We start from the raw sequence: 17,418 nt of genomic DNA on the forward strand, positions 1-17,418 counted from the left end.
GCCAGCGAACGATTAGATCCAATCATGTCCGATATTTCGATCCACGACCTAGAAGCCGCGATCAATTTCTGGCGCGCCCGCTCGCCGTCGAGCGGCGACGAACTCAAACTCTGCGAAGAGGCCAGCGCGCTTTCCAAGCCGTATGCGCTGCTGATTGTACAGCGCGAAAGCGCGCTGCAACTGGAAGGTTTGGACCCCAAGGCACGGAAAGCGTACGAGACTTACGTGCGCCTTAAGGATGGCTTGGAAAGCTGAAGGCTTTCGCTGAGTACATCCTAGAAAACGTTCATCGAAATGAAAAGTTGACGCGCCGCGCACCGAAAGACGCGCGGCGATAGAGGCGGGACTCAGGCGCCGGGTTGCGCGTGCGTCGCGGCGCCGTCGATGAAACGCGCGAGTTCGATGTCGCGTTCGGTGAGGCCGTCGGCATCGTGGGTCGACAGCGTGACGTCGACACGGTTGTACACGTTGAACCATTCCGGATGGTGGTTCATCTCCTGCGCCTTGATCGCGACGCGCGTCATGAAGCCGAATGCCTCGTTGAAATCGGCGAAGCGCAGGCGGCGCTGAATCGCGTCGCGGCCCGGCACGGCGGTCCAGTGCGGCAGGCCTTCGAGCCGGGTCTTGCGTTCTTCGGATGTGAGCTTGTGGATCATCTTGCACCTCTCGTTCGGTAACGGCGCCCGCACGCGGCTGCGCCGCGCGGCGAAGCCGGCATCGTTCATTGTTTCATAGTTGCGGAAAGGGCGACGGGTGGGCGGCGACGGGCAGCCGGCCGCGGGCGGTCAGCGCCGCGGTGTCGCGGCGCCCGGTGCGTCACGCGTCGGCGTCGTCGGGCCAGCCGTCGCCCGTGCCGCGATGCAGCACGCGGTCGGTGTCGAGCACCGCGCCGGCCGCGAATTCGGGCAGCGCCGCGAGCCGGTCGGCCAGCGCGCGGCCGTCGACGTCGGCGAGCGCGAACAGTTGCGCGAAATCGTCGATCACGAAGTAGGTCTTCTGGAACGTGTCGATCCGGTACTTCGTGCGCATCACGCGCTCGAGATCGAACCCGAGGCGGTTCGGCGCCGCGCTTTCCAGGCTGTACAGGCTTTCGCCCTTGCTCGACACGATCCCGGCGCCGTAGATCGACAGCCCGTTGGTCCCGCGCGGGTCGCGGATCAGCCCGAATTCCACCGTATACCAATAGAGGCGCGCGAGCCGCGCCAGCGCCGCTTCGTCGTCGGCGACCGCGAGCGCGGTGCGGCCGTACGCCTGCATGTAGTCGGCGAACACCGGGTCGATCAGCAGCGGCACGTGGCCGAACAGGTCGTGGAAGCAGTCGGGTTCCTGCAGGTAGTCGAGCTGGTCGGGGCGACGCATCCACCAGGTGACGGGGAAACGCCGGTTCGCGAGGTGCTCGAAGAACACGCGGTCGGGCACGAGGCCCGGTACCGCGACGATTTCCCAGCCGGTCGCGGGCTTCAGCTGGCGATTCACGTCGGCGAACGACGGCACGCGATCGGCCGGCAGCTCGATCTTGCCGAGTCCGGCGACGAACGCGTCGCACGCGCGGCCGCGCAGCAAGGCCGACTGGCGCGCATAGAGCTGCTTCCACACCGCGTGGTCGACCTGGCCGTAGCGGTGCAGCGGCTGGTCGATGGTGAAATCGGCGCGGGTTTCGAGGCCCGCATCGAACTGCTCCTGCAGTTTCGCGGTGACGACGGTGGACATGATCAGGCTCTGCACGCTGTGGGTTGGGACCATGCAAGTGTAGAGCGGGCCGCGCGCGGATTGGGCGCATAGTTGGCGTTGATTTGCCGAATGATGCGATAATCACGCATCAAATCACGAATCAATGCGGAGAACACTCATGCTGGAACTCGATCACTTCGATCTCGCGCTGCTGGACGTACTGCAGCGCTTCGGTCGCGCGACGCATCAGCAGCTGGGCGAGGAGGTGCCGCTGTCGCCGTCGCAGATCGGCCGGCGGCTGCAGCGGCTCGAGGCGGCCGGCGTGATCGAAGGCTACCGCGTGATGCTGCGCCCCGAAAAGCTCGGGCTCGGCGTGACCGCGTTCACGAGCCTGAAGCTCAAGCATCACGGCGATTCGATCATCGAGCAGTTCCAGCAGCAGATCGACGTGCTGCCCGAAGTGCTCGAATGCCATGCGGTGGTGGGCGATGCCGACTATCTGCTGCGGATCGTCGCGCCGGATCTCAACGCGCTGTCGCAGTTCGTGATGAAGAAGCTGATGCGGGTGCCGGGCGTCGACAGCGTGCGCTCGAACATCGTGCTGACGACCTTCAAGCGCAACGGCGCGCTGCCGCTCGCGCACCTGGCGCCCGGCGCCGCGTGACGGGGCGGCGCCCGCGGGGCCGGCACCGGCGCTGAAGGCGGCACGCGCGGCGCGCCTTCAGCGGGGCCGGATCAGGCCGTTTCGGGCTGGGCGTCGGCGTTCAGCAGATCGACGTACGCGACCGCGACGAGATCCTCCTGCGCCACGCCGAGCTTCGCGAATACCTCGTGCGCTTCCGCTTCGCCGCCGGCTTCGTCGTCGTCCGGGCCGAGCACGACTTCGAGTTCGATGAAATCGCCGAGCCCGTCGACGCGGTCGAGATGGATGCGCGTGCGGCCCGCGAGGTACACGTGCCGCTCCTTCGTCACGATTCCGCGCGTGGTCAGCGCGGTCGCGAGCAGCGAATGCATCGCGTCGGGGTTCGTCACCGGGCTGCGCGTGTAGTACGACGCCTTCGGGCCGTCGCGGTCGTCGCGCTGGTAGAAGATCAGCTCGGCCGGCGTGCCGTCCTCGAAGCGGCGCAGCTTCAGCCGGCCGCGCGGCACGTCGTAGAAGAAATCCTGCTGGCGGTAGAACAACGGCGCTTCGGTCGCGAGTTGAGCCGCCTGTTCGCGCAGCCGGTCGAATTCGCGGGCGCGGGCTTTGATCTCGATGTTGCGGGCCATGCGGGTCTCCTTCAATCGGGGTCTCGCGGTGTGCGAACGCACAATCTAGCAAAAAGCCTGCGATGGTGGCGTGACGAGCGGGCGGGGGCGCGGCGACACGACGCGGGGCGGGCGAGGCGGTGATTCGGCCCGCGACGGCGATCCGCGGGATGCATCACGCACCGATACCCGATGCGCAATCGGCCGCATCGACATCAGCAATGCTCATATCGCCCACTGCGCTTCGATCAGCCGCAACGCGGCCGCGATCGCCGGCTCGTCGCGCCGCTCGGCGAGCGTCACGAACGTCAGTTCGGTCGGCACCGTCACGTGCTCGACGATCGTCAGCGCATGCGCGTGCGCTTCGGCCAGCGCGGTCGAATCGCGTGCGAGCGTCAACCCGATCCCCGATTTGACGAGATCGAGCATCGACTGCTCCTGGTCGACCTCGGCGACCTTCACCGGCTGCGCGCCGGCGTCCGCGAAACGCCGCGACAGCAGCCGGTGGTGCGCGGACGCCGGCGGCGTCCAGATCCACGGCAGCGCGGCGAGCGCCCGCCAGTCGTGCGCGCGCTGCACGCGCTCCTTCCAGCCGGCGGGCGCCAGGACGCGATATTCGAAGCGCGTCAGCGTGACGGTGTGGAACAGCGCTTCGTCGCGCGGCGAGTCCTCTTCGGGACGGCCGATGTAGTAGCCGACGTCGAGCGCCCGCGCCCGCACCTGTTCGATCACCCAGCCCGACATCCCGTGCCGCAGCGCGGTCTCGATCTGCGGATGGGTCTCGACCAGCGCACGCAGGAAGCCGCCGAGCCGCAGGAACCCCGGATCGAGGATCGTGCCGATCCGCAGCCGGCCGCGCACCTCGTGCCGCAGTGCGGCGGCGGCGCGCTGCACGTCGGCGGCCGCGGCCAGCGCCCGTTCCGCATGCGGCAGTAGCGTCTGGCCGTCGCGCGTGAGCGCGAGCCCGCGCGACGTGCGCGTGAACAGCGCGACGCCGAGCGTTTCCTGCAGGTGCTTGATCTGCAGGCTGACGGCCGGCTGCGTCAGGTGCAACTGCGCGGCGGCGCGCGTCAGGTTGCCTTCGCGCGCGACCGTCGCGAACGCGCGGAGCAGGGTGAGATCCATCGTCGTGATATGAGCGCGGCTTATAACGCAGTTCAGCATAACTCATTGGATCGGCGGCCGCGCGCGGGAGTACGCTTCATCGGGTCGCGGCGCGCGGCCTTGAGCGCGGCGCGCGACACGACGCACTATGCTGAACATGCGCGCGGCATCGCGCCGCGCGGCGCACAACAAGCAGAAGGGGACACGCCGTGAGTACTCAACGCACGCTCGAGGGCGAATTCGACTACGTGATCGTCGGCGCGGGCACCGCGGGCTGCGTGCTCGCGAACCGCCTGACCGAGGATCCCGACATCAGCGTGCTGCTGCTGGAAGCGGGCGGCAAGGACGACTACCACTGGATTCATATCCCGGTCGGCTATCTGTACTGCATCGGCAACCCGCGCACCGACTGGCTGTACAAGACGCAGCCCGAAGCGGCGCTCAACGGCCGCGCGCTGTCGTATCCGCGCGGCCGCGTGCTCGGCGGCTGCTCGTCGATCAACGGGATGATCTACATGCGCGGCCAGCGCGAGGACTACGATCACTGGGCGCAGGAAACCGGCGACGCCGGCTGGTCGTGGGACAGCGTGCTGCCGATCTTCAAGCGCAGCGAGGATCACCATGCGGGCGCGAGCGACGCGCACGGCGCGGGCGGCTACTGGCGCGTCGAGAAACAGCGGCTGCGCTGGGAGATCCTCGAGTCGTTCGCGCAGGCCGCGCAGCAGACGGGCATTCCCGCGACCGACGATTTCAACCGCGGCGACAATGCCGGGGTCGGCTACTTCGAAGTGAACCAGAAGCGCGGCGTGCGCTGGAATACGTCGAAGGGATTCCTGCGGCCGGCGATGGCGCGCCCGAACCTGACCGTGATCACCGGCGCGCATGCGCAGCGCGTGATTTTCGACGGTCGGCGCGCGGTCGGCGTCGAGTATCGCGGCGGCGGCACCGATTACGTCGCGCGCGCGCGAGCGGAAGTGCTGCTGACGTCGGGCGCGGTGAATTCGCCGCAACTGCTCGAACTGTCGGGCATCGGCGATGGCCGGCGGCTGCAGGCGCTCGGCATCGACGTCGTGCAGGATCTGCCCGGCGTCGGCGAAAACCTGCAGGATCACCTGCAATTGCGCATGGCGTTTCGCGTCGACGGCGTGCGTACGCTCAATACGCTGTCCGCGCACTGGTGGGGCAAGCTGATGATCGGCGCCGAATATGCGCTGCTGCAGCGCGGGCCGATGTCGATGGCGCCGTCGCAGTTGGGCGCATTCGCGAAATCGGATCCGGACGATCCCGCACTCACGCGCCCCGATCTCCAGTATCACGTGCAGCCGCTGTCGCTCGAACGCTTCGGCGAACCGCTGCACCGCTTCAACGCCTTTACGGCGTCGGTTTGCCATTTGCGGCCGACGTCGCGCGGCAGCGTGCACGTCACGAGCGCCGATCCGGGCAGCGCACCGGCGATCGCGCCGAACTATCTGTCGACCGATCACGATCGGCACGTCGCCGCGAACGCGCTGCGCCTCACGCGCCGGATCGCGTCCGCACCGGCGCTTGCACGCTATCGCCCCGAGGAAATCCTGCCGGGCCCGCAATACCGGACCGAGGCCGAACTGGTCGACGCGGCCGGCGCCGTCGGCACGACGATCTTCCACCCGGTCGGCACGTGCCGGATGGGGCGCGCGGACGACGAACGCGCGGTGGTCGACAGCCGGCTGCGCGTGCGCGGCATCGCCGGGTTGCGGATCGTCGATGCGTCGGTGATGCCGTTCATCACATCGGGCAACACCAATTCGCCGACGTTGATGATCGCCGAGCGCGCAAGCGACATGATTCGTGCCGACCGCCGCGCGGCGCGCGAAGCGACGGCGGTGCGAACCGAGGCTGCGGTGACGGCTGCGTGACGACCCGCTGACACGCATGCCAGCGGGCAGTCATGCGGACGCCCGCTGATTCGCTATGCGAAACAAGCTGCCGTCGCGTCCGTTCGAACGGCAAGATCCCTGCAAGCCGCGTCGTCGCGCGGCTTTTTTTCGTCGAGCGCGCGCGTGCCGGATCCCGCAGCAGGTCAACGCGTGATGATGCACGTGTCAAAAAAGCGCGGTGCAAAACCGCACGCAGTTGCGGCCGATATGGCGGCCAGCCCTATAAGTGCAAATCCCGATGATTGCACTGCACCAACGGCGCGACAATGTTCTGTAATGTGCATACGCGTCGGCGCGGGAGACCAACCCTCGAGGCGTACCACGGCGCCCGGGGGCAGCCCGCTGATCCGCTGACCTGTTCGCGGCCGCCTGCGCCAGGCATCCCGGTGCTTCGCCTGACTTCGTACGGAAGGGAACATGATTCTCGGCGACACGATTCTGGAAACACGCGGACTGACGAAGGAATTCAGGGGCTTCACCGCCGTGAACGGCGTCAACCTGCGTGTGCGGCGCGGTGCGATCCACGCATTGATCGGGCCGAACGGCGCGGGCAAGACCACCTGTTTCAACCTCCTCACCAAATTTCTGACGCCGACGGCCGGCCAGATCGTCTTCAACGGCATCGACATCACCGACGAGCGGCCCGCGCAGGTCGCGCGGCGCGGCATCATCCGCTCGTTCCAGATCTCGGCCGTGTTCCCGCACCTCACCGCGCTGCAGAACGTGCGCATCGGCCTGCAACGCGCGCTCGGCACCGAATTTCATTTCTGGCGCAGCGAGCGCACGCTGAAGCGGCTCGACGATCGCGCGATGGACCTGCTCACGCAGGTCGGCCTCACCGATTTCGCGCACGTGCCGACCGTCGAGCTGGCCTACGGCCGCAAGCGCGCGCTCGAGATCGCGACGACGCTCGCAATGGAGCCCGAACTGATGCTGCTCGACGAGCCGACGCAGGGGATGGGCCATGAGGACGTCGACCGCGTGACCGCGTTGATCAAGAAGGTCGCGAGCGGGCGCACGATCCTGATGGTGGAACACAACATGAACGTGATCGCGGGGATCTCCGACACGATCACCGTCCTGCAACGCGGCGAGGTGCTGGCCGAAGGCTCGTATGCGGAAGTGTCGAAGAATCCGCTCGTCATCGAGGCCTACATGGGCAGCGCCGACGCGGCGCTCGCGGGGGCGCACGCATGAAGCACAGCGAACGGGAGGAACGCGAATTGAGCGGCGTCGAGAGCGGTACGCCTGCGCTGGAGATCACGGGCCTGGAGGCCTGGTACGGGGAATCCCACATCTTGCACGGTGTCGACCTGACGGTGCATCGCGGCGAGGTCGTCACGCTGCTCGGCCGCAACGGCGCGGGCCGCACGACGACGCTGCGCGCGATCATGGGCCTCACGGGCCGCCGCAGCGGGTCGATCAAGGTTGCCGGCCACGAGACGATCGGCCTCGCGACGCACCGCATCGCGCATTACGGCATCGGTTACTGCCCGGAGGAGCGCGGGATCTTCGCGAGCCTGTCGTGCGAGGAGAACCTGATGCTGCCGCCGCTGATCGGGCCGCGCGAACACGCGATGTCGCTCGACGAGATCTACGCGATGTTCCCGAACCTCGCGTCGCGCCGGCAGAGCCAGGGCACGCGGCTGTCCGGTGGCGAGCAGCAGATGCTCGCGGTCGCGCGGATCTTGCGCACCGGCGCGAACCTGCTGCTGCTCGACGAGATTTCCGAGGGCCTCGCGCCGGTGATCGTGCAGGCGCTCGCGCGGATGATCGTCGCGCTGAAGGCGCGCGGCTACACGATCGTGATGGTCGAACAGAATTTCCGCTTCGCCGCGCCGCTTGCCGACCGCTTCTACGTGATGGAGCACGGCAGCATCGTCGAGCATTTCCGCGCGTCCGAACTGGAAGGCAAGATGCCGACGCTGCACGACCTGCTCGGGGTGTGACGCCGCTCCGATTCCCTTGCCGCTGGCCGTGGCGGCCCTCGAACAACCACAACGCATCAGAACAACAGGAGACGTCAATGAAAATGAAGACCCTCGCACAGGCCTGTCTCGCGCTCGCGACCGCCGCGTTCACCGCCGGCGCCGCCCACGCGGCGGATACCGTGAAGATCGGCTTCATCACCGACATGTCGGGGCTTTACGCGGATATCGACGGGCAGGGCGGTCTCGAGGCGATCCGCATGGCGGTCGCGGACTTCGGCGGCAAGGTGCTCGGCAAGCCGATCGAGGTCGTCTATGCCGATCACCAGAACAAGGCCGACATCGCCGCATCGAAGGCCCGCGAATGGATGGACCGCGGCGGCCTCGACCTGCTGGTCGGCGGCACGAACTCGGCCACCGCGCTGTCGATGAACCAGGTCGCGGCCGAGAAGAAGAAGGTCTACATCAACATCGGCGCGGGCGCCGACACGCTGACCAACGAGCAGTGCACGCCGTACACGGTCCACTACGCGTACGACACGATGGCGCTCGCGAAGGGCACCGGGTCGGCGGTGGTGAAGCAGGGCGGCAAGAGCTGGTTCTTCCTGACGGCCGACTACGCGTTCGGCAAGGCGCTCGAGAAGAACACGTCGGACGTCGTGAAGGCGAACGGCGGGCAGGTGCTCGGCGCGGTGCGTCATCCGCTGTCCGCATCGGATTTCTCGTCGTTCCTGCTGCAGGCGCAATCGTCGAAGGCACAGATTCTCGGCCTCGCGAACGCGGGCGGCGACACGATCAACTCGATCAAGGCCGCGAAGGAATTCGGCATCACGAAGACGATGAAGCTCGCCGCGCTGCTGATGTTCATCGACGACGTGCACAGCCTCGGCCTCGAGACGACGCAGGGCCTCGTGCTGACCGACAGCTGGTACTGGAACCGCGACGCGGCGTCGCGCCAGTGGGCGCAGCGCTACTTCGGCAAGATGAAGAAGATGCCGTCGAGCCTGCAGGCGGCCGACTACTCGTCGGTGACGACGTACCTGAAGGCCGTGCAGGCCGCCGGGACGACCGACTCCGACAAGGTGATGGCCGAGCTGAAGAAGATCAAGATCAGCGACTTCTACGCGAAGGGCTACATCCGCCAGGACGGCAGCATGATCCACGACATGTACCTGATGGAAGTGAAGAAGCCGTCTGAATCGAAGGAGCCGTGGGACTACTACAAGGTGCTCGCGACGATTCCGGGCGAACAGGCGTTCGGCACCAAGCAGGAAACGCGCTGCGCGTTGTGGAAGTAAGCGCTGCGTAGCGGCGCGCGCGAGTCGCGCGCCGCGCGGCGGCGGCCGCAGCGACGTGCCTGCTGCGCCGCTCGCGCGCGCAACGGCCGTAAGGTTGCGCACGCAACGAAACTCATTCTGACGGCTAAGTCGATGGAAATCTTTGGCATTCCGTTGCCGGCGATGCTGAGCCAGTTGCTGCTCGGGCTCGTCAACGGCTCGTTCTACGCGATCCTGAGCCTCGGGCTCGCGGTGATCTTCGGGCTGCTCAACGTGATCAACTTCGCGCACGGCGCGCTGTTCATGCTGGGCGCGATGCTCGCGTGGATGGGCCTGTCGTATTTCGGGCTGCCGTACTGGGCGATGCTCGCGCTGGCGCCGCTGATTGTCGGCGCGTTCGGGATCGCGATCGAGCGCTCGATGCTGCGCTGGCTGTACAAGCTCGATCACCTGTACGGGCTGCTGCTCACGTTCGGCCTCACGCTGGTCGTCGAAGGCGTGTTCCGGTCGATCTACGGATCGTCGGGCCAGCCGTACGACGTGCCGTCGCAGCTGTCCGGCGCGACCAACCTCGGCTTCATGTTCCTGCCGAACTATCGCGCCTGGGTCGTCGTCGCGTCGCTCGCGGTGTGCCTCGCGACGTGGTTCGTGATCGAGAAGACGCGGCTCGGCGCGTACCTGCGCGCGGGCACCGAGAACCCGAAGCTCGTCGAGGCGTTCGGCGTGAACGTGCCGATGATGATCACGCTCACCTACGGCTTCGGCGTCGCGCTCGCCGCGTTCGCGGGCGTGCTGGCCGCGCCGGTGATCCAGGTGTCGCCGCTGATGGGCCAGCCGATGATCATCACCGTGTTCGCGGTGGTCGTGATCGGCGGGATGGGCTCGATCCTCGGCTCGATCGTCACGGGCCTGCTGCTCGGCGTGATCGAGGGCTTCACGCGCGTGTTCTATCCCGAAGCGTCGGCCACCGTCGTGTTCGTGATCATGGCGATCGTGCTGCTGTTCCGCCCAGCGGGCCTCTTCGGCAAGGAAAAATGATGCAGAGAAAAGTGCTCTACGGCGTGCTGCTCGCCGCACTGCTCGCCGCGCCGTTCATCGGCGCGTATCCGGTGTTCGTGATGAAGGTGCTCGCGTTCGCGCTGTTCGCGGCCGCGTTCAACCTGCTGATCGGCTATACGGGGCTGCTGTCGTTCGGCCATGCGATGTTCCTCGCGACGGCCGGCTATGCGACCGGCTACTCGATGCAGACGCTCGGTTTCACGCCGGAGCTCGGCGTGCTGGTCGGCACCGTCGCCGCGACGCTGCTCGGGCTCGTCGTCGGGCTGTTCGCGATTCGCCGGCAGGGCATCTACTTCGCGATGATCACGCTCGCGTTCGCGCAGATGGTCTACTTCATCTATCTGCAGGCGCCGTTCACGCACGGCGAGGACGGCCTGCAGGGCGTGCCGCGCGGCCGCCTGTTCGGGCTGCTCGACCTGTCGAACGACGTCGCGCTGTACTACGTCGTGCTGGTGGTGGTCGTGGCCGCGTGCGCGTTCATCGTGCGGGTCGTGCATTCGCCGTTCGGCCAGGTGCTCGTCGCCATCAAGGAGAACGAGGCGCGCGCGATCTCGCTCGGCTACGACACCGACCGCTTCAAGCTGCTCGCGTTCATCCTGTCGGCCGGGCTCGCGGGGCTGGCCGGCTCGCTGAAGGTGCTGGTGCTCGGCTTCGAGACGCTGTCGGACGCGTACTGGACGATGTCGGGCCTCGTCGTGCTGATGACGCTGGTCGGCGGAATGGGCACGCTGTTCGGGCCGCTGCTGGGCGCCGCGCTGATCGTGGCGCTGGAAGACCGGCTCGGCGACATCGGCGAATGGCTCGCGTCGACGACGGGCGTCGCGTGGTTCCATTCGCTCGGCGAATCGGCGACGATCGTCACCGGGCTGATCTTCATCGCGTGCGTGCTGGCATTCCGGCGCGGGATCGTCGGCGAGATGGTCGCGCGGGTCAAGCTGCTCAGGGCCTCGTCATGAGCATGCGGTGCGCGTCGCCGCGCGTTGATGCGAAGCACCATCCGGCACGCCCGGGAAGGGCGTCGCAGCAGGCTCCGGCCGGCGCCGCGCGGCAGGCTGGTGCCCCATTTTCGTGCGGCGATGCACCATAGGGGTAAATGCTAAGTTGTCGTGGTGCTTAAGCCTCTTTAAGATTCACCTTAGTTCTGATGCACCGCGAAACGAATTTGCAGGTGGAGAACGAGGAGACAATCGAGGCACAAAGTGCCCGGACCCCAAAGCGCTGTTGGACGGAATCCAACAGCGCTTTTTCATTTGCGTGCACGGATTCCTTCGATGGTGCATCGGCCCGCGTGACGGCCACTTCCCGCGTTTGCGTTCGCACCGCGTCTTTTCCGCGCTTCGCGCGTCCCCCGTTTTCCGTTTCCGGCGATTCGTTCGCAGACGCTGCGCAGTCCTGCACAGGCGCTTCGGGCTTACCCGGTTGGCGTGCGCGAAATGCGTCCGTTACACTCGGCTTTCGCCGACCGTGCGGTCGGGAAAATGGTCGGCAGTTCTCCTACAAGCACAATGCAGAAGAGGGAGTACGGTTGGATGAGCAGCGCAGCACGGTGGATCGGGGCAGGAGAGGCGGCAGGCGCCGTCCGTTCGTCATGGGGTGCGCGGTGGATCATCGCGGCGTTCCCGAGCCGTTCCGCGGCCCGTATGCGCGTTCCCGCGCCCTCGCGGGTCGTTGCGCTCGCATCGACATCCGCGTTTGCGTCCGTATTCGCATGAGCGGCCGGTTTTTCGATGTTTCACCCGTCGCGGGCCTGGCCGCAGCAGGCCGGTTCGAGCTGCGCGCCGATCATCGATGCAGCCGCAACGGTCACTCGCGCGCTCGCGCATTTCTTCGCTTTCTTCATCCTGACGACACCCCCGCTGCGCATCGTGACGGTCGAACGATCGTTTGGGCCGGCATGCGGCGCGCGCCCGGCGTGTCACGGGAAAACGAGCATTGGCGGGGCAGGACGAGATAGTTAATTTATTAACTTGTTTTTGGGGACCGGGAGCCGCCCGAGTGACCCGTGGTTTTTTCGAGCAGCGTTTGGAGACAACGTAAATGAAGATGAATCGATGGATGGAGGCCCTGCTTGCCGCGGGCCTCGTGTGTGCGGCGGCTACGGCGTCGGCGCAGGTCAAGATCGGCGTGACGCTGTCGGCCACCGGCCCGGCCGCTTCGCTCGGGATTCCGGAAAAGAACACGATCGCGCTGCTGTCGAAGGAAATCGCGGGCAAGAGCGTGCAGTACATCGTGCTGGACGACGCCTCCGACACGAGCCGCGCAGTGCAGAACGTGCGCAAGCTGATCGACGAGGACCACGTCGACGCGATCATCGGCTCGTCGGTCACGCCGAACTCGCTCGCGATGCTCGACCCCGTGTCGCAGGGCAAGACGCCGACAATCTCGCTCGCGGCGAGCGCGCAGATCATCGCGCCGATGGACGCGAAGCGCGCGTGGATGTTCAAGGTGCCGCAGAACGACCAGCTGATGGCCGACGCGATCGCCGGTTACATGGCGAAGCACGGCGTGAAGACGGTCGGCTTCATCGGTTTCGCCGACGCGTACGGCGACAGCTGGTACAAGACGTTCGACGCGGCGGCCGCGAAGAACGGGCTGAAGCTCGTATCGAACGAGCGCTACAACCGGACCGACGCGTCGGTGATGGGGCAGGTGCTGAAGCTGCTGGGCTCGAACCCGGATGCGGTGCTGATCGCGGGCTCCGGCACGCCGGCGGCGCTGCCGGCCAAGACGCTGAAGGAGCGCGGCTACAAGGGCAAGGTGTACCAGACGCACGGTGTCGCCAACAACGATTTCCTGCGCGTGTGCGGCAAGGATTGCGAAGGCGAGATCCTGCCGGCCGGCCCCGTGCTCGTGACCGACCAGTTGCCCGACTCGAACCCGGTGAAGAAGCCGGCGCTCGGCTACAAGGCCGCGTACGAGAAGGCCTACGGCGCGGGTTCGTTGTCGACGTTCGGCGGTCATGCGTGGGATGCGGGCCTGCTGCTGCAGCGGGCGATCCCGGAAGCGCTGAAGAAGGGCCAGCCGGGCACCGAGGCGTTCCGCGAAGCGCTGCGCGCGTCGCTCGAAAGCGTGAAGGATCTGCCCGTGTCGCACGGCGTGATCAACATGACGGCGACCGATCATAACGGCTTCGACACGCGTGCGCGCGTGATGGTGCAGATCGTCGACGGCAAGTGGAAGCTGCAGGCCGAGTAAGCGCAAGCATCACGTGAAACCGGCGTGCGCGGCGCGAACGGCGCCGCGTGTGCCGTCGGCAGGGTAGCGCGCCTGACGGCCGCACCCGTGCTGCCTGGAACCACCGGGGCCCGCCGCATGGCGCGCGACGTGCCGATCGCGTCGCGCGCGTCCCGGCCGTTTCCGCTTTTCGTTTCTCCGCAGCCTTCTCTCGATACACGAAACGTATGGATCTCTCGATTGCGGCGATCCTCGCGCAAGACGGCATCACGACCGGCGCCATTTATGCATTGTTGTCGCTGGCGCTCGTCCTGGTGTTTTCCGTCACGCGGGTGATCTTCATTCCCCAGGGCGAGTTCGTCGCCTACGGTGCGCTGACGCTGGCCGCGTTGCAGGCGCAGAAATTCCCCGCCACCTGCTGGCTGCTGTTCGTGATGGGCATCGCGTGCTTCCTGCTCGAAGTCGGTGGCCTGATCCGGCATCGCGAACGCCGCCATCAGCTCGGCCGCACGCTCGCGACGCTCGCCAGCCGCTACATCCTGCTGCCGCTCGCGGTGTTCGCGATCACGCGCAGCTTTGCCGCGCAACCGATGCCGATGCTCGCGCAGATCGCACTGACGCTCGCGATCGTCGTGCCGATGGGGCCGTTCGTCTACCGGCTCGTGTACCAGCCGATCGCCGAAGGCACGACGCTGCTGCTGCTGATCGTGTCGGTCGCCGTCCATTTCGCGATGGTCGGTCTCGGCCTCGTGATGTTCGGCGCGGAAGGCTCGCGCACCAACGCGTTCTCGGACGCGTCGCTCGCGATCGGCAGCATGACGGTGTCGGTGCAGAGCATCCTCGTCGTCGTCACGGCGCTCGTGCTGATCGGTGCGCTCTACGTGTACTTCGGCCGCACGATCGCGGGCAAGGCGCTGCGCGCGACGTCGGTGAACCGGCTCGGGGCGCGGCTCGTCGGCATCGGCACCACCGAAGCGGGGCGGCTTGCATTCACGTTCGCGGCGGGGCTCGGCGTGCTGTCCGGGATCCTCGTCGGTCCGCTGACGACGATCTACTACGACTCGGGCTTCCTGATCGGCCTGAAGGGCTTCGTCGGCGCGATCATCGGCGGGCTCGTCAGCTATCCGCTCGCGGCCGCCGGCTCGCTGCTGGTCGGCGTGCTCGAATCCTATTCGTCGTTCTGGGCGAGCGCATACAAGGAGGTGATCGTGTTCACGCTGATCATTCCGGTGCTGCTGTGGCGGAGCTTCGTGACGCCGCATGCGGAAGAGGAAGAGGAGTGACGCGATGAAGACGATGGTACGCAACAAGACCTTCTGGGTGTTTCTCGTGGCGCTGTTCGCGCTGCCGGTGCTGCCCGGTGCGCTGCAGGTGCCCGAGTACTGGATCACGCTGCTGAACTACATCGGCCTGTATGCGATCGTCGCGATCGGACTCGTGCTGCTGACGGGCGTCGGCGGGATGACGAGCTTCGGGCAGGCCGCGTTCGTCGGCATCGGCGCGTATGCGACCGCGTTCCTGACGACGCGGTACGGCGTGTCGCCGTGGCTCGCGCTGATCGTCGGCGTCGTGCTGACGGCGCTGGTCGCGCTCGTGCTGGGTGCCGTGACGATGCGGCTGTCCGGGCACTTCCTGCCGCTCGGCACGATCGCGTGGGGACTCGCGCTGTTCTACCTGTTCGGCAACCTCGAACTGCTCGGCAAGTACGACGGGATCAACGGGATTCCGGCGCTGAACCTGTTCGGCATCGAGCTCGAAAGCGGTCGCAGCCTGTATTTCCTGATCTGGGCCGTGGTGCTGGCCGCGATCGTGTCGGTGCAGAACCTGCTGAACAGCCGTCCGGGTCGAGCGATCCGCGCGCTGCGCGGCGGCGGCGTGATGGCCGAGGCGATGGGCGTGAACACCGCGTGGATGCGCGTCGTGATCTTCGTCTACGCGGCCGTGCTCGCTGCCGTATCGGGCTTTCTGTACGCGCATCTGCAGCGCGCGGTGAACCCGACTCCGTTCGGCCTGAACCACGGGATCGAATTCCTGTTCATGGCCGTGGTGGGCGGCGTGTCGCACGTGTGGGGCGCGGTGCTCGGCGCCGCGATCCTGACCGTGCTGCAGGACTATCTGCAGACACTGCTGCCGAAGCTGCTCGGTTCGGAAGGCAACTTCGAGATCATCGTGTTCGGCGTGCTGATGGTGCTGCTGCTGCAGTACGCGCGCCAGGGCGTATGGCCGTTCGTCGCGAAGCTGTTCCCGCGCGGGCCGCGCGCGCATGTGCCGGAGCAGGCCGACCCGCTGCCGCAGCGCGCGAGGCCCGTGGCCGGCGAGCCGCTGCTCGTCGTCGACAACGCGCGCAAGCAGTTCGGCGGGCTGGTGGCCGTCAACGACGTCAGCTTCGACGTGAAAGCGGGGCAGATCATCGGGCTGATCGGCCCGAACGGCGCCGGCAAGTCGACCACGTTCAACCTCGTGACCGGCGTGCTGAAGCCGACCGGCGGAGCGATCACGTTCCGTGGCGAACGCATCGACGGGCTGACGTCGCGTCAGATCGTCCGCCGCGGCATCGGCCGCACGTTCCAGCACGTGAAGCTGCTGCCGGCGATGACGGTGCTCGAGAACGTCGCGATCGGCGCCCATCTGCGCGGCCACACGGGCGTGTGGCGCAGCATCGCGCGGCTCAATGCGCACGAGGAAGCGCAGTTGCTGGCCGAAGCCGCGCGCCAGATCCGCCGCGTCGGGCTGGAAAAGCACATGTACGACGAAGCGGGCAGCCTCGCGCTCGGCCAGCAGCGGATCCTCGAAATCGCGCGGGCGCTGTGCTGCGATCCGACGTTGCTGCTGCTCGACGAGCCGGCCGCCGGGCTGCGTTACCAGGAGAAGCAGCAACTCGCCGACCTGCTGCGGCGGCTGAAGGCCGAAGGGATGAGTGTGTTGCTCGTGGAACACGACATGGATTTCGTGATGAACCTCACCGACCGGCTGGTGGTAATGGAATTCGGCACGCGGATCGCGGAAGGGCTGCCGCAGGATGTGCAGCAGGACCCGGCCGTACTCGAAGCGTATCTGGGCGGGGTGGAGTGATGGCGGACACGACGATGCCGATTCTTGAAGTACGCGGATTGGCGGTGCGGTACGGAAAGGTGGAGGCGCTGCACGGCGCGGCCATCAAGGTCGGGGCGGGACAGATCGTCAGCGTGATCGGCCCGAACGGCGCCGGTAAGTCGACGCTGCTGAACGCGATCATGGGGGCGCTGCCGGTAACGGGGCACGCGTCCGGCGCGGTCGTGTATCGCGGCCACGACGTCGGCGCATTGCCCGTCGAGCAGCGCGTCGCACGCGGGATGTGCCTCGTACCGGAGAAACGCGAGCTGTTCAGCACGATGACGGTCGAGGACAACCTCGTATTGGGCGCATATCGGCGCAAGCAGGCGGGAGAAGCGAACTTCCTCGATCAGCTCGATCACGTGTTCGCGCTGTTCCCGCGGCTGAAGGAGCGGCGCCGGCAGGCGGCCGGCACGCTGTCCGGTGGCGAGCGGCAGATGCTGGCGGTCGGCCGTGCGCTGATGGGCAAACCCGATCTGCTGATGCTCGACGAGCCGAGCCTCGGGCTGGCGCCGCTGATCGTGAAAGAGATCTTTCATATCATCAGCGCGTTGCGCGGCACCGGCGTGGCGACGCTGCTGATCGAGCAGAACGCACGGGCGGCGCTGCAGATCTCCGATTACGGTTATGTGCTGGAGACGGGCGAGTTTGCGCTGGAAGGGCCGGCGGCCGAACTCGCGCAGAATCCGCGTGTGATCGAAACGTACCTCGGGCTGGCGAAGAAGACGGCTTGATTGTCGGCTCGGTGGGCAGGAAACGGGCGGCGTGTTTCACGTGAAACACGCCGTTTTTGTTTTGAAGCTGGGCCGGGTTTCGATGCGTCGACGATTCTGGCCCGGCGGATAAGTCGCGCCGGAATAGTGGGAAGCTCTGTGCGGTGCTGCGCTCACTTGTTCCACAGGCCGATGATGCGGCGCGCTTCGGTGGATAAGCACGGGGACGGCCGAC

General features: G+C 66.8%; 16 protein-coding genes. 12 read left to right on the forward strand and 4 right to left on the reverse strand.

The features are described from left to right. The first annotated feature begins 24 nt into the window (after positions 1-24). Positions 25-255, forward strand: coding sequence for a DUF3717 domain-containing protein (locus KU887_RS00415; protein ID WP_006401493.1), 231 nt, complete (start codon positions 25-27; stop codon positions 253-255). Positions 256-347: 92 nt separating this feature from the next. Here KU887_RS00415 and KU887_RS00420 read toward each other — a convergent pair whose 3' ends face one another. Then, positions 348-656: a 4a-hydroxytetrahydrobiopterin dehydratase gene (locus KU887_RS00420; protein ID WP_006486150.1), complete on the reverse strand. Its 309-nt coding sequence runs from the start codon at positions 654-656 to the stop codon at positions 348-350. A 160-nt stretch (positions 657-816) separates the two neighbouring features. Beyond that, positions 817-1,710: a phenylalanine 4-monooxygenase gene (phhA, locus tag KU887_RS00425; protein WP_034201168.1), complete on the reverse strand. Its 894-nt coding sequence runs from the start codon at positions 1,708-1,710 to the stop codon at positions 817-819. A gap of 139 nt (positions 1,711-1,849) precedes the next feature. On the opposite strand from phhA, the gene KU887_RS00430 reads away from it, so the two are divergent. Next, a complete protein-coding gene (locus KU887_RS00430) occupies positions 1,850-2,335 on the forward strand; it encodes an Lrp/AsnC family transcriptional regulator (protein WP_006408082.1) in 486 nt (161 codons plus the stop codon). A 71-nt stretch (positions 2,336-2,406) separates the two neighbouring features. Here KU887_RS00430 and KU887_RS00435 read toward each other — a convergent pair whose 3' ends face one another. Together KU887_RS00435 and KU887_RS00440 are read right to left on the reverse strand one after the other, a co-directional pair. Then, positions 2,407-2,940: a class IV adenylate cyclase gene (locus KU887_RS00435; RefSeq protein WP_006482724.1), complete on the reverse strand. Its 534-nt coding sequence runs from the start codon at positions 2,938-2,940 to the stop codon at positions 2,407-2,409. 204 nt (positions 2,941-3,144) lie between these two features. Then, the gene (locus tag KU887_RS00440; protein WP_012492239.1) at positions 3,145-4,044 is read right to left on the reverse strand and encodes a LysR family transcriptional regulator; all 900 of its coding nucleotides are present in this window, start codon (positions 4,042-4,044) and stop codon (positions 3,145-3,147) included. A gap of 188 nt (positions 4,045-4,232) precedes the next feature. Between KU887_RS00440 and KU887_RS00445 the strand changes: the two genes are divergently transcribed. The 10 genes from KU887_RS00445 to KU887_RS00490 all read left to right on the forward strand — a co-directional run bounded on the left by KU887_RS00445 (position 4,233) and on the right by KU887_RS00490 (position 17,204). Next, positions 4,233-5,918, forward strand: coding sequence for a GMC family oxidoreductase (locus KU887_RS00445; protein WP_058902034.1), 1,686 nt, complete (start codon positions 4,233-4,235; stop codon positions 5,916-5,918). 438 nt (positions 5,919-6,356) lie between these two features. Continuing rightward, positions 6,357-7,136 (forward strand): ABC transporter ATP-binding protein, encoded by a 780-nt coding sequence (locus KU887_RS00450; RefSeq protein WP_006477266.1) that lies wholly within the window; start codon positions 6,357-6,359, stop codon positions 7,134-7,136. Next, the gene (locus KU887_RS00455; protein WP_059721128.1) at positions 7,133-7,888 is read left to right on the forward strand and encodes an ABC transporter ATP-binding protein; all 756 of its coding nucleotides are present in this window, start codon (positions 7,133-7,135) and stop codon (positions 7,886-7,888) included. Before KU887_RS00450 ends, KU887_RS00455 begins: the two co-directional genes overlap by 4 nt. A 77-nt stretch (positions 7,889-7,965) precedes the next feature. Beyond that, positions 7,966-9,165, forward strand: coding sequence for an ABC transporter substrate-binding protein (locus tag KU887_RS00460; protein WP_006482735.1), 1,200 nt, complete (start codon positions 7,966-7,968; stop codon positions 9,163-9,165). Between the two features lie 132 nt (positions 9,166-9,297). Beyond that, positions 9,298-10,182, forward strand: coding sequence for a branched-chain amino acid ABC transporter permease (locus KU887_RS00465; protein WP_058902033.1), 885 nt, complete (start codon positions 9,298-9,300; stop codon positions 10,180-10,182). Next, complete coding sequence (locus tag KU887_RS00470; protein ID WP_258251889.1) at positions 10,182-11,159, forward strand: branched-chain amino acid ABC transporter permease; 978 nt, start codon at positions 10,182-10,184, stop codon at positions 11,157-11,159. Before KU887_RS00465 ends, KU887_RS00470 begins: the two co-directional genes overlap by 1 nt. A 1,081-nt stretch (positions 11,160-12,240) precedes the next feature. Next, positions 12,241-13,398, forward strand: coding sequence for an ABC transporter substrate-binding protein (locus tag KU887_RS00475; protein WP_258251890.1), 1,158 nt, complete (start codon positions 12,241-12,243; stop codon positions 13,396-13,398). A 206-nt stretch (positions 13,399-13,604) separates the two neighbouring features. Continuing rightward, the gene (locus KU887_RS00480; RefSeq protein WP_006496318.1) at positions 13,605-14,660 is read left to right on the forward strand and encodes a branched-chain amino acid ABC transporter permease; all 1,056 of its coding nucleotides are present in this window, start codon (positions 13,605-13,607) and stop codon (positions 14,658-14,660) included. A 4-nt stretch (positions 14,661-14,664) separates the two neighbouring features. Beyond that, on the forward strand, positions 14,665-16,449 hold the full coding sequence (locus KU887_RS00485) for an ATP-binding cassette domain-containing protein (RefSeq protein WP_034201166.1): 1,785 nt from the start codon (positions 14,665-14,667) through the stop codon (positions 16,447-16,449). Continuing rightward, entirely contained in the window at positions 16,449-17,204 is a 756-nt protein-coding gene (locus KU887_RS00490; RefSeq protein ID WP_059721127.1) for an ABC transporter ATP-binding protein, read from the forward strand. The genes KU887_RS00485 and KU887_RS00490 overlap by 1 nt, the downstream gene beginning before the upstream one ends. Positions 17,205-17,418 lie beyond the last annotated feature (214 nt).

The sequence above is a fragment of the Burkholderia sp. EMB26 genome (genome assembly GCF_024730645.1).
GTDB classification, from domain to species: domain Bacteria; phylum Pseudomonadota; class Gammaproteobacteria; order Burkholderiales; family Burkholderiaceae; genus Burkholderia; species Burkholderia cenocepacia.